Genomic DNA, 12814 nt, shown 5'->3' with positions numbered 1-12814 from the left:
TTTTCCTAATATAGAAATTATTGACTGTGTAATATCTGACGGAGGAAGACAGCAAAAAGTTATCTGCTCCGAAAAAATATTTTTTCGGCAGGGCTGAGTTCCGGAATTTGCGGGCGCTTCTGATCATAAGCCGTTGTCTCAACAGTGGTCTTTAGCTTAACGAAATGCCTTTCCGGTATGAAAAAGGGCTCCCGGCCTACGATGTCTGAAGGATTGTACCCCAAACTGGCGATCTCGCATGCGGAGATGCCAACGTTCCACTTGTCTCGGAACCGCTCGGCATTGTCCAGCATCGCGATGCGGTGGCCGATCGGACTGCGTCCGAACGTGCCCTGGCCCTCATGATGGATATAGACGTCCTCGGCGACCCACAACCGCTTGCCGCTGATGCGGGCCCGGATCGAAAAATCGTCATCTTCGTAATTTCCAGGATAAAAACGCTCGTCAAATCCGCCGATTCTCTCCAGCAGCCCACGGTGAAACAGCATGCAGAAGCCGATCAGCCTGTGTGCGTAAAAGCCTTGTCCTGCAAGGTTTGTTTGCCGATTCAACGCGTAGGCGTCCAGTTCTTCAAGCGAAGGCCACGCACCTGCCGCTCTTTGGATGGGGGCGACATGGTTGGATACCGGCCCGACGATCCCGATATCGGGGTCGCGGCTCAACGCCTCGTGCAGCCGTGTCAGCCAATGTGGTCCAACGACCGTATCGTTGTTCAGCAGCAGGATATGATCGCCGGAAGCCGCAGCCATCCCTTGGTTTGCTCCTGCAGCAAAGCCCTGGTTTTCCGTATTCGCGATGAGTTTCACGCCAGGAATTCCAGCCCAGAAATTCACCGTCCCATCGGTCGATCCGTTATCCACTGCGATCCACTCCAGCGGTTCGGTATGGCGGCTGACGCTTTCGACACAGCGTCGGGTCATCTCCAGTCCGTTCAGGGTTAGCATGACCAGGCTCGTTAACGGCATATATCTCCCTCTTTTCCGAATCAAAAGGTCTGCCCTGCTTGATTACAAGCCGGACGTATTCAAAATATAAGGCAGTACATCGGCTGCCGGCGAATCCGCCTCCAGAATAATCCCCAGCCCATTACTGGAGTGCAGCCGATACAGGCGCAGATCATAGGAAGTTCCCTCGATAAAGTCCTCCACGGCGGTCAGCACTCCATTGCGTTCCCCATGCTCATAAAGGGCATTACTGACCATATGGTTGAACCCGCCTAGAGGAAGCAGTTCGGACCGTCCCGGTTCTATCCCACGTGTGGCGAACGGTTTGCGGAATTTCTGCGGAATGGATTCGGGAAAATAGTACATGTCGCGGCGGCCGTATGGCCATTCCGTATCGTGCAGAATGACGACAGGAAATTGACCCGTACGGGCAGCCATCTGTTCAACCAGCTTCAACTCGTGGAAAACCGTGTACCAGTTATGGTCACCGTCAATCAGAATCATATCGTACTGATTGATCGCCGGGATAGCCTCCAAACTGAGCTTCCGGATCATTTGGAAGGACGAGCCGTAATATTCCGCTAACAGCTCCGTATCCATCTGGGGCACGGGATCGATGGCGATACAGCGGGCACCTACATGCTTGCAGTAGTCGAGCAGTTTATACGTGACCTGCCCCCTTAGAGATCCGATCTCTACAATGGTGCGGGGACGAGTGGCGATGATCAGCGGTTTGATGACCTTTTCCCAAAAACGGTGCATGACGTTTGCTCCTTACTTGTTCAAAATGAGTCTCTGACCCTGTAAAACAAAGGATGAATTACCCAATGCTGACCCCGGCGCTGCAGTATCCGGCAACGGTGTTGATCAGACTGAGTCCGGTAGCCGTGACCGAAAAGACCATGAGCAGGCGTGTTTGCGATGTCAAGGGAATAGACAGCCCGCTAAGGTTCCCCGATGAAATGGTTCCAAGCGCCAGAGTTCCGGTCAATGAAGGGGCCAAGGTAACCGTAGCGCCCGGTATCGCCGTAAATGTATTGTTCGGGGTAGGCGAACTGAACAAAGTAGCTGTAATGGTCAATGTTGTTCCCAGCAAGTTCAAGGCGGCCGTCGTGCTGAAATAAGCGGAGATGGACGTAATCGTCCCTGACCTTGGCATAGAAAAGGCAAAGTTTAACAGCGTTCCGGCGGCCCCCGTCAAATCGATTGAGGTTCCCCCTACAAGAGTCGTCGTTCCGGAGTTGCCAAACCCAACGAGCCCTACGTTTCCTGCCAGCCCGCCTGCGATTGTCGTTAAGCTAAGTGGCAGCCCCGAGGCAAAAGGAACCACTCCACCTGCTCCTGTTGCACCCGTCGCTCCTGTGGCGCCCGTTGCTCCCGTTGCTCCCGTGCCCCCTGTAGCACCTGTCGCTCCTGTTGTGCCTGTGGCACCTGTGGCTCCTGTTGCTCCTGTAGCGCCTGTCGCCCCTGTTGCACCCGTGGCTCCCGTAGCTCCTGTGGCTCCCGTAGCTCCTGTATCGCCCGTAGCGCCTGTCGCTCCCGTGGCTCCTGTAGCTCCCGTATCGCCTGTAGCACCTGTTGCTCCCGTTGCTCCTGTTGCTCCCGTGTCGCCCGTAGCACCTGTCGCTCCCGTGGCGCCCGTGGCGCCCGTTGCTCCCGTAGCTCCTGTATCGCCCGTAGCGCCTGTCGCTCCCGTAGCGCCTGTGACCCCCGTAGCTCCCGTGGCACCTGTAGCGCCAGTTGCTCCCGTGGCTCCTGTCGCTCCTGTATCTCCTGTGGCACCCGTGGCTCCCGTGGCTCCGGTAGCGCCTGTGGCTCCCGTAGCTCCCGTAGCTCCCGTCGCTCCCGTAGCTCCTGTCGCACCCGTGGCTCCCGTATCGCCTGTCGCCCCTGTAGCACCTGTTGCTCCCGTTGCTCCTGTTGCTCCCGTGTCGCCCGTAGCACCTGTCGCTCCCGTGGCGCCCGTTGCTCCCGTTGCTCCTGTATCGCCCGTAGCGCCTGTCGCCCCCGTGGCTCCTGTGGCTCCCGTATCGCCTGTCGCCCCTGTAGCACCTGTAGCTCCCGTTGCACCTGTTGCTCCCGTGACTCCCGTATCGCCTGTCGCCCCTGTTGCTCCTGTGGCACCCGTTGCTCCTGTTGCTCCCGTGGCCCCTGTCGCTCCAGTAGCGCCCGTGGCTCCCGTTGCTCCTGTCGTACCCCTGTCGCCCGTTGCACCCGTGGCTCCCGTTGCTCCTGTTGCTCCCGTGGCTCCCGTTGCTCCCGTGGCTCCCGTCGCTCCCGTCGCTCCCGTAGCTCCTGTCGCACCCGTTGCACCCGTTGCTCCCGTGCCCCCTGTAGCACCTGTCGCTCCTGTTGCGCCTGTGGCACCTGTAGCTCCTGTTGCGCCTGTATCGCCCGTAGCGCCTGTCGCTCCCGTAGCGCCTGTCGCTCCCGTGGCTCCTGTAGCTCCCGTATCGCCTGTCTCCCCCGTTGCACCCGTCGCTCCTGTTGCTCCTGTAGCACCCGCGTCCCCCGTGGCTCCTGTTGCTCCCGTGGCACCTGTCGCACCCGTGGCACCTGTCGCTCCCGTGGCACCTGTAGCGCCAGTTGCTCCCGTAGCTCCTGTATCGCCCGTAGCGCCTGTCGCTCCCGTGGCACCTGTCGCACCCGTGGCTCCTGTTGCGCCAGTTGCTCCCGTAGCTCCTGTATCGCCCGTAGCGCCTGTCGCTCCCGTGGCACCTGTCGCACCCGTGGCACCTGTCGCACCCGTGGCACCTGTAGCGCCAGTTGCTCCCGTGGCTCCTGTTGCGCCTGTGGCACCTGTAGCTCCTGTTGCGCCTGTGGCACCTGTGGCTCCTGTTGCGCCTGTTGCGCCTGTATCGCCCGTAGCGCCTGTCGCTCCCGTGGCACCTGTAGCTCCCGTATCGCCTGTCTCCCCCCTTGCACCCGTCGCTCCTGTTGCTCCTGTTGCACCCGCGTCCCCCGTGGCTCCTGTTGCTCCCGTGGCACCTGTCGCACCCGTGGCACCTGTAGCGCCAGTTGCTCCCGTGGCTCCTGTTGCACCCGTAGCTCCCGTCGCTCCTGTTGCTCCCGTCGCTCCTGTTGCTCCCGTGTCGCCCGTTGCTCCCGTGGCTCCTGTATCGCCCGTAGCGCCTGTCGCTCCCGTGGCACCTGTCGCACCCGTGGCGCCCGTAGCGCCTGTCGCCCCTGTTGCACCAGTTGCTCCCGTAGCGCCAGTTGCTCCCGTGTCGCCCGTTGCTCCTGTCGCACCTGTTGCACCCGTCGCACCAATAGAGCCTGTCGCACCCGTGTCGCCCGTTGCACCCGTTGCTCCTGTGGCGCCTGTTGCTCCTGTAGCACCCGCGTCGCCCGTGGCTCCTGTTGCTCCTGTGGCTCCTGTCGTACCCATGTCGCCTGTTGCACCCGTCGCTCCCGTGGCTCCCGTTGGCCCTGTAGCACCTGTCGCACCCGTGTCGCCCGTAGCGCCTGTCGCACCCGTGTCGCCCGTTGCACCCGTCGCTCCCGTGGCACCTGTCGCACCCGTGGCACCCGTAGCGCCTGTCGCACCCGTGTCGCCCGTTGCACCCGTCGCTCCCGTGGCACCTGTCGCACCCGTGGCGCCCGTAGCGCCTGTCGCACCTGTTGCACCCGTCGCTCCTGTTGCACCTGTCGCTCCCGTTGCACCCGCGTCGCCCGTTGCTCCGGTGGCTCCCGTGGCACCGGTTTCTCCTGTCGTTCCTGTGGCACCCGTAGCACCGGTATCGCCCGTCGCTCCCGTGGCACCTGTCGCACCCGTGGCACCTGTAGCGCCAGTTGCTCCCGTGGCTCCTGTTGCACCCGTAGCTCCCGTCGCTCCCGTATCGCCCGTGGCTCCCGTGGCTCCTTCGCCTGTTGCTCCCGGGTCACCCGGCACACCGGCAGGACCTGCTGGACCCTGTATCCCTTGAACTCCAGGGGGGCCCGGCATTCCCGGCGGCCCCGTCGGTCCCGCTGGCCCACCAGCTGCGATCCGCGGCAGCAGAGCAGCAATTGAACGCTCAATCCTTCTGATCGCATCGACCAGCAAATCCTTGACAGAGGCTCTGACCCGAAGCAAAAGTACAAACGACAGCATTTCCCCGAGCAGCTGTTGGAGTTTGATGACCAGACCCATGACCGATAAAGGATCGGCCTCCGACATCATAATCGTCAGCTCAAGGATGGCCTGAAGCTGGGCCTTTTCCCTGGGTTTCAGCCCGCTAAGATTGTTGATGAAGCAGAGCAGTTCCTTCAGCACGCCGTTCAGTCCCGCAGCCGAGGCCGGAGATCCCGAATAAACAACCGGGGGGATTTTCAGCAGCATCCGCTTCAGCAGAACATGCAGCTCCTCAGACTCATGTACCGTGATCAAGATGATGCCGGAAATGTCCCTGTCCCTGTTCCTTTTTCCGTCACCGCAATCCATGTTCTCATCTTTGCCCATGATGACCCCCCCTGAAAATCCGGCTGCCGGGACCCGCCGAACTCGCCGTTCGGAATGGTCCGGTTGGTATGTCCGCCTACCGATGCACATAACCTTTGAATAAGCGGCCAGATTTCAGTGGAAGCCCGCCGCACGACACACGGTATTGATACATATTTATTACGCATGGCGGCAGCTCATCACTTCTCCGAGCAGCAATCCGTGTGGAGTCTAGGAGGAACCCTGTTTGTGATAACCATCAGCCTGTGCATGATCGTAAAAAATGAAGAACACACGCTGGAACGGTGCCTGTCCTCGGTATCCCGCGCTGTGGATCAGATCATTATCGTGGATACCGGATCGACGGACGGAACAAGGGAGACCGCACGGAAATTCACTGACGACATTCACTTCTTCGACTGGATTGACGATTTCAGCGCGGCCCGGAATTTTTCTTTCAGTCTCGCCACCTGCGAGTACGTTCTGTGGTTGGACGCCGACGATATTCTCCAAGAGGAAGATCAGATGAAACTGATCCGGCTCAAGGAGTCTCTCGATCCAAGGACCGATTCGGTCACGATGCTGTACCATCTCGGTTCCGACCCGTACGGGAACGTTACCGTCCAGCTGCGCCGCAACCGTTTGGTCAAGCGTTCGCGGGGATTTCGCTGGATCGGTGCGGTTCATGAATATCTGGAGGTTAGCGGACGGATTGTGGACAGCGATATTGCCGTTACTCACCGAGGTGACGATCGAAACCGCGACCGCAACCTCAACATCTACCTGCGCAAATTGTCCCAAAAGGTGGAATTTACTCCCAGGGATACGTATTATTTTGCAAATGAGCTGATGGACCACCATTTATATGAAATGGCTGTGTTCTACTATGAGAAATTTCTGAACGAAGGCTGCGGGTGGGTGGAGGATAATATTGCGGCATGCGGCAAATTGGCCGATTGTTACCATGCGCTTGGGAATCGATCCAAGGAGCTGCTCTACACCTTGAAATCGCTGGAATACGGCAAACCCCGCCCCGAGTTTTGCTGCAGGCTCGGCTTCCGATATATGGAACAAGCGGATTGGGAAACGGCCATTTTCTGGTACCGGCAGGCTCTGGAATGGACGGCGCCGAAGAGCCATTGGGGGATATCCAACCAATCCTATGCCACATGGCTCCCGCATCTGCAGCTGTGCGTCTGTTACGACAAGCTCAGCCAGTATGAAACGGCTTATGAACATAACGAAGCCGCCAGGCATTATCAGCCGGAACATCCCTCCGTCCTTGGTAACAAGACGTATTTGGAGTCCCGTTTAAAAAGGAATGACATCCCTCCGAGAGAGTCAATAAGCGACGACTAACCCAGTGCAGCTCAAAAAGCTGCCCTCAGGCGAGGGTACCTTTTTCATTGTTTAAACGATCCCAGGGATCCGTTTCCCGTCCAGAACCCTGGCCGCCTGAATCCCGCGGCGGTTTACGTGTATAATGATACTGAGTTAACGATTATAGGAACACGAGTACTGCATTCATAAGGAGAATTCGGATATGTATAAAATATTGATCGTCGAGGACGATCCGAAGATCGCCGGTCTGCTTCAGTCCCATATCCAAAAATATGGAGACGAGGCCATCGTGATTCACGATTTCGACCGTGTGCTGGATGAGTTTACGGCGGCCGCCCCCCATATCGTGCTGCTGGATGTCAACCTGCCGAGCTTCGACGGCTACTACTGGTGCCGGCAGATTCGTCAGGTATCGACCTGCCCGATCATCTTTATTTCGGCCCGCAACGAAAAGATGGACCAGGTCATGGCCCTGGAGAACGGCGGCGACGACTATATCACCAAGCCGTTTCACTATGAAATCGTGATGGCCAAAGTCCGCAGCCAGCTCCGCCGGGTCTACGGGGATTACGCTGCCGGCGGCGAGCGGACGGTCGAACAAGCCGGGCTTGTCCTGTATCCCGAACGGATGGAGCTGAAGCTGGGGGACAAGCGGATCTCCCTGACCCGGAAGGAAACGATTCTGATCGAAACCCTGCTGGAACGCAGCCCGCGGCTGGTCTCCCGGGAGACGATCCTCGAGAAGCTGTGGGACGACACGTTCGTGGACGACAACACCTTGAGCGTGAATATTACCCGTGTCCGCAAAAGGCTGGCGGAGCTGGGCATCGGGGAGGCGCTGGAAACGGTGCGCGGCTCGGGCTACCGTCTCAATATGGCATGGAAGGATGAGGCATGACGTTGAAGCTCTTCATTCGCGATCATATTCCGCTGCTGATCTTCACGATGCTGGAACTGCTGGCCGTTGTGGCTGTGTTCTGGTTTGACGGATACGACCATCCGCTCACGGCGCTCTATGGCATTTTTCTCGGCCTATTTATTTTGGCCGGATATCTCATCTTTCGTTTCTTCAGCCAGCGGCTGCTGTACATGCGCTTATCCCGTCCATTTGAAGCCTTAAACGAGTCGATCGCCGCAGGCGGTACCGCACCGGTGTCCCAAGCCTTCAACCACCTGCTGGAGACGCAGTATCGGCATTACCAGAACCTGCTTCAGACCTGGGAACGCAAGCAGCAGGAGCACCTGACCTTTATGAACCAGTGGGTGCATCAGATGAAGACGCCGGTATCCGTCATCGAAATGATTACGCAGGGTGAAGACGATGAGCGTCTGCTCAGCATATCGGAAGAAACCGACCGCATCCGGCGCGGTCTGGAGATGGTGCTGTACGTGTCCCGTCTCGAAACCTTCGAGCAGGACTTCAGCGTGGAGCCCGTCGGGCTCCGGCAGGCCGTAAACGAGACGGTGCACGAGCTCAAGCGGTATTTTATCCGCAGTCATGTGTATCCGGAAGTTCAGGTGGACGACGGGGTTATGGTGCAAACCGATGCCAAATGGATGCGGTTCATGCTCGAGCAGCTGCTGTCCAACGCCATCAAATATGCCGCCGGCACTGGCAGCAAAATTACGGTTTCCGCCAGGACTGAAGACGACCGTTCGTTGACCCTAGAAATCCGGGACCGGGGCGTCGGCATCCCGAAGGCGGACCTCGGACGAGTCTTCCGTCCCTTCTACACGGGCGAGAACGGCCGCAGGTTCAAGGAATCGACGGGTATGGGGCTGTATCTCGTAAAAGAGGTCGCGGACAAGCTGGGCCACGGCATTCGCATTGAATCGGTGCCCGGGGAAGGGACGGCGGTCCGTCTCCATTTTGAGCGCTCGCAGGTACAGGTGCGGAATCGTTGATTTCGGCGCCTTTTTGCCGCGCGTCCGGACAAGACAAGCCTGCAGGCGGTGACGCAAGCTTACATCCGTGTAAGATTGCTGAAAGGTCCATCCATAGGAGATTTGGGCTCCATCGCTTACACTGGACCTAGATGAACCCCGCAAAGCATCTCTTTACATCGATGCGCCATCACTGATCTTGTGGGGCCCTAAAATTGAACGGACCGCCGGTTCCGCCGCTCTCCCGCGCGCGGGCAGGTGTCCGGGTTGAAGAGAAGGAGTGCTTCGGATGACGGACATTTTATCCGCCAAAAACATAGGCAAAATTTATAAAGGCATGGTTTCCTACGAGGCTCTGTCCAATATCGATTTAACGATTCAGGAAGGCGAGTTTGTCGGCATCATGGGGCCGTCCGGCAGCGGAAAAACGACCCTGCTGAACATCGTGTCGACCATCGACCGCCCGACCTCGGGCGAAATCCGCATCGGCGGGGAAGACCCGTACCGCCTGTCCCAGGATCAGCTGGCACTGTTCCGCCGCCGGGAGCTGGGCTTCGTCTTTCAGTCGTTCAATCTGCTTCATACGCTGACGGTGAAGGAGAACATTATACTGCCGTTAACGCTGGATGGCGTCGGCGTGCAGGAAATGAACGAACGGGTTGCCGCTCTGGCTGAGAAACTTGGCATTACCCCGATCCTGGATAAGCGAACCTACGAGATATCCGGAGGGCAGGCGCAGCGAACCGCGATCGCGCGGGCGCTGATCCACCGGCCCAAGCTGCTGCTGGCCGACGAGCCGACAGGCAACCTGGACTCCAAGGCGGCGCGCGACGTGATGGAAATTTTGGAGAAGCGCAATCAGGAGGACGGGGCCACGATGCTGCTCGTCACCCACGATCCGGTGGCGGCGAGCTACTGTCACCGCGTCATTTTTATCAAAGACGGCCAGCTGTACAACGAAATCCATGACGGGGATAACCGTGCAGCGTTCTACCAAAAGATCATCAACGTGCTGTCGCTGCTGGGAGGGAACGGACATGAATTTTCGCCAGTTCGCCTTTAATAACGTCTTCCGGAACAAGCGGGCGTACGTCGCCCATTTTCTGAGCAGCGCCTTTTCGGTCATGATTTTCTTCATTTATGCCCTGCTGCTCTTTCATCCCGACCTGAAGGGAAACATCGTGTCCTCCAGCGGAACGCTGAGCATGCTCGGCACGATGGGGCTGCGGGTGTCTCAATGTATCGTGTTCATTTTCTCGTTCTTTTTCCTGCTGTACTCAGCGTCTTCGTTTATCAAGCTGCGCAAAAAGGAATTCGGCATTCTGCTCCTGCTCGGCATGTCCCGCAAACAGCTGAACCGGATGCTTTTTATTGAAAATATCGCGATCGGCGCCGCCGCCATTATCGCTGGGATCATCGTCGGTGCCGTGTTCTCGAAGCTGATCCTGCTCATCTCCGCTTCAATGCTGGCGATCGTCGACGGGCTGCCCTTTTACCTGCCGGGAAAAGCGATCCTGCTGACTGCCGGGGCTTACTTGATTCTGTTTCTGCTGGTCGCTTCCTTCACCTCGGTGATGACCCGGAAAGGCACGCTCATCGAGCTGATCAAAGCGGAGGATAAACCCAAGCCCGAACCGAAGGCATCGGTCCTGCTGTCCGTCCTATCCGCCCTGCTCATTCTGATCGGCTACGCCTGCGTGTTTCTGTTCGCGCTGCGCCGGATGTTCTCATTCCCTCTGCTGCTTGGCGGCGTGGCCCTGGTCATCGTCGGCACGTACTTTCTGTTCACCCAGCTCAGCGTGTACGTAATGAGAGCGATGAAGAAGCGTCCCCGTATCTTCCTCAAGCGGACGAACCTGCTGACGATTTCCGAGCTGATCTACCGGTTGCGGGACAATGCGGTCATGTTCTTCATGGTTGCGGTCATTTCCGCTACCGCTTTTACCGGGATCGGAACCGCGCTGGCCATTGGCGACCCCGGGCTCGCCGCGATGAAGAATCCGTATGCGTTCACGTACGATTCATACAATGATTCGGACCATAAAAATTCGTTGGAGCAGAAGCATGTCCGCCTCATTGAAGACACGCTGCGGAGAGAGGGTTTTGACTACCGCAAAGTATCTTATATCCCGACTTATTCGGATAACGGGTTCATGCTGATCAAGCTGGACGATTATAACCATCTGGCTGCGGCCCTCGGTTACGAGCAGGAGACGCTTCGTGAAGGGGAAGCACTCGCAACGCCCTCGACGGTCACGCAAACCGGCGAGTTCAAGCTGGACGGATTAACCCAGGACAGTCTGACCCTGACAAAGGAAGGCTCGGAAATGACCCTGCATCTGCTCAAAGCGCTGCCGCATATCGTCGTACCCAATACCACCAACGTGTATGTCGTGTCCGATGCAGACTATGCGAAGGTGAACGCCGGCAATCTGCTCAAAATCGTCTCTGTGCAGTTTGTCGTCCCGGACTGGCACCACACGCTGCGCATCGCACAGGAGCTTCGCGACACCATTAATAATGATGTCGATGAGTCGGGAAATATGAATTACAACTTCCAGGCGCTCGTCATCGACTGGGTCGAGTCCCGGCAGTTAAACGGCCTGCTGCTGATCGTCAGCGGGCTCGTCGGGATCGTGTTCTTCACCTTTGCTGCGAGCTTCATCTACTTCCGGCTCTATGCCGACCTGGCCCGGGACGAAGAGCAGTACCGGATGATCTCCAAGGTGGGATTAAGCCGGAGGGAATTGGGGCGAACCGTCTCGAGACAGCTGCTGCTGATGTTCTTCCTGCCGATGCTGGTGGCGGTCATCCACAGCAGCGTCGCCTTTCTGGCCCTGCAGCAGCTGGTCGACTTCTCCGTCGCTTCGCATACGCTGGCCATCTTCGCCACGTTCCTGGCGATCCAGGTCGTTTATTATTGGATCACGCGCTGGCGCTATTTAAATCATTTACATCAGAAAATGATCTGAAGCGGGGTCAATCCCTAGGAAGCAAGCCCTGGTACGTGCAAGCGTGCCAGGGCTTGTGTTATGTAGCCGGGGGAGCCACGGCTCGCTCAAAGCTGCTCCATTTCATTCTTGATATCCCGGCGCCGGTCTTCAATATATTCCCTGATGACATCCGGTTCCGTATCAAAGATACCGACATCCCACTTATATTTAGGGTCATCATAGATATCCTGAGCAATGGCGCTGTGCATTTTCCTGACCACAGGCATCAGGCGGGATACGGTAAAGGTAGATTCCAGTGCCCGCTCAAGGATTCGCTTATACTTCTGTCTGTTCGCCTTGTAAGCCAGCACTTTTCCAGTCAGCACATTGTATCCCTTAATCCTGACCAGGTCGGATTTTACAGCTTTACCATAGCAGTTTCTGCCCCATGTGCCCTCATAATCCCAAGGGATCATTCCATACTTACTGCGTTTGCCATATTCGAATATCGTATAGTTCTGGAGGAACCCGTCGTAATTTCCGGTCAGCACAGCCCCGCATAACCAGCGCAAGTAATTGTCCATATCCAGTCGCTGCCGAAGATAATCGCTTAGCTCAGTCCCTTTTTTCCGGTTAATGCTGCGGATGAAGTCACTGAGGCGGTTCCTGTCCGTTTCGTTGCCTTTAATAAAAGCGTATCCTGACAGCAATTTGCTCGACTTCGCATTTTTTTCCGGCATTGCAAAGTCGGCATTATCATTGACCGCATAGATGATGCTTCGTGCATGGAGCCCCCTTTTGCGGAAAAACGCAGACTTCACCGCCTCGATTCTTAAATACACCCCTTCCTTATTTCCATTCATATAAAGCACGCAGTGTTTCGTCGAGGGGCTGGGGACGCCAAGCACATTAAAGTAATGAAATGAAAGGGCGTTTCTCATGAGGGACGGATCATCGTGTTCCGCGTTAAAGTGGTACGTCGCCTTGGCCGTCCGAATCTCATAAGATTTTTTCGGATATTCACGGGTATGGCCCCCGCGGTAACGAATGCGAATCGGAGTCCTCCGGCCATTCATACTCATCGTTCCACTGACAAACGAGTCGGACCATATGTTGCCCTCCAGCTTTTTCATCGCCGAATCCTTTAACTCGATCCGGTATACAGGCAGACCCATGCCGTAACCGCCCTTCTAGATTGAATCGCCTGATCTACGGCCTGCCCGGCCCACTGGGGCTGAACACGGCGTGATCATTTGCCCTATTTAGGCTTTGTTCAACCTATGCGGCGCCGG

The 12814-nt window shown here is 57.3% G+C and carries 9 protein-coding genes; 5 read left to right on the top strand and 4 right to left on the bottom strand.

Going from position 1 to position 12814, the window contains the following annotated elements:
• Positions 1-59: 59 nt before the first annotated feature.
• From ABID47_RS18970 to ABID47_RS18960, 3 genes are read right to left on the bottom strand one after another with little or no spacing between them, the layout of a single operon-like run.
• Positions 60-965 carry a glycosyltransferase family 2 protein gene (locus tag ABID47_RS18970; protein WP_354499077.1) on the bottom strand — a complete coding sequence of 302 codons (906 nt, stop codon included), beginning with the start codon at positions 963-965 and terminating at the stop codon, positions 60-62.
• Between the two features lie 42 nt (positions 966-1007).
• Complete coding sequence (locus ABID47_RS18965; protein WP_354499075.1) at positions 1008-1706, bottom strand: class I SAM-dependent methyltransferase; 699 nt, start codon at positions 1704-1706, stop codon at positions 1008-1010.
• Positions 1707-1764: 58 nt separating this feature from the next.
• Complete coding sequence (locus ABID47_RS18960) at positions 1765-5385, bottom strand: collagen-like repeat preface domain-containing protein (protein ID WP_354499073.1); 3621 nt, start codon at positions 5383-5385, stop codon at positions 1765-1767.
• 228 nt (positions 5386-5613) lie between these two features.
• Here ABID47_RS18960 and ABID47_RS18955 point away from each other — a divergent pair, with 228 nt between their 5' ends.
• The 5 genes from ABID47_RS18955 (at position 5614) to ABID47_RS18935 (ending at position 11561) form a co-directional block, all read left to right on the top strand.
• Positions 5614-6723, top strand: coding sequence for a tetratricopeptide repeat-containing glycosyltransferase family 2 protein (locus ABID47_RS18955; RefSeq protein ID WP_354499071.1), 1110 nt, complete (start codon positions 5614-5616; stop codon positions 6721-6723).
• 184 nt (positions 6724-6907) lie between these two features.
• Positions 6908-7603 (top strand): response regulator transcription factor, encoded by a 696-nt coding sequence (locus tag ABID47_RS18950; RefSeq protein WP_105445220.1) that lies wholly within the window; start codon positions 6908-6910, stop codon positions 7601-7603.
• Between the two features lie 2 nt (positions 7604-7605).
• Positions 7606-8610, top strand: coding sequence for a sensor histidine kinase (locus tag ABID47_RS18945; protein ID WP_181909182.1), 1005 nt, complete (start codon positions 7606-7608; stop codon positions 8608-8610).
• A gap of 268 nt (positions 8611-8878) precedes the next feature.
• A complete protein-coding gene (locus ABID47_RS18940; protein ID WP_076173030.1) occupies positions 8879-9652 on the top strand; it encodes an ABC transporter ATP-binding protein in 774 nt (257 codons plus the stop codon).
• Positions 9627-11561 carry an ABC transporter permease gene (locus tag ABID47_RS18935; protein WP_354499069.1) on the top strand — a complete coding sequence of 645 codons (1935 nt, stop codon included), beginning with the start codon at positions 9627-9629 and terminating at the stop codon, positions 11559-11561. Before ABID47_RS18940 ends, ABID47_RS18935 begins: the two co-directional genes overlap by 26 nt.
• 86 nt (positions 11562-11647) lie before the next feature.
• Here the strand turns inward: ABID47_RS18935 and ABID47_RS18930 are convergent, their stop codons facing one another.
• On the bottom strand, positions 11648-12697 hold the full coding sequence (locus ABID47_RS18930) for a CotH kinase family protein (RefSeq protein ID WP_354499067.1): 1050 nt from the start codon (positions 12695-12697) through the stop codon (positions 11648-11650).
• Between the last annotated feature and the right edge of the window lie 117 nt (positions 12698-12814).

The organism is Paenibacillus favisporus (assembly GCF_040545415.1).
GTDB classification, from domain to species: domain Bacteria; phylum Bacillota; class Bacilli; order Paenibacillales; family Paenibacillaceae; genus Paenibacillus_AQ; species Paenibacillus_AQ favisporus.
The sequence above is the reverse complement of the archived record's forward strand: the minus strand, read 5'-3'. Positions and strand labels throughout refer to the sequence as shown.